The 308-nt window shown below is 67.5% G+C and carries 1 protein-coding gene; it reads right to left on the bottom strand.

All coding sequences use genetic code 11. The annotated features are described in order from the left end of the window. On the bottom strand, positions 1–308 hold a 308-nt coding region (locus AAW13_RS43825), incomplete at both ends, for a beta-ketoacyl synthase N-terminal-like domain-containing protein (RefSeq protein ID WP_143145125.1).

The following is a 308-nucleotide window of genomic DNA, read 5'->3' as shown; positions in this document are numbered from 1 at the left end:
CCCAGCCGCAACGCGTCCGACAGACGCTCCACCACCAGCACACCCACACCCTCAGCCCACCCCGTACCGTCCGCACCCTCCGCGAACGCCTTGCACCGACCATCCACCGACAACCCACGCTGCCGACTGAACTCCACGAACAGACCAGGCGACGACATCACCGTCACACCACCCGCAAGCGCCATCCCACACTCACCACGCCGCAACGCCTGCACCGCCAGATGCAACGCCACCAACGACGACGAACACGCCGTGTCGACCGTGACCGCCGGCCCCTCCAGACCGAACGTGTACGACAACCGACCCGC

Source organism: Streptomyces humi (genome assembly GCF_001005085.2).
Taxonomy (GTDB): Bacteria; Actinomycetota; Actinomycetes; order Streptomycetales; family Streptomycetaceae; genus Streptomyces; species Streptomyces humi.
Note: the sequence above shows the minus strand (reverse complement) of the source record. Positions and strands in the feature narration are given on the sequence as shown.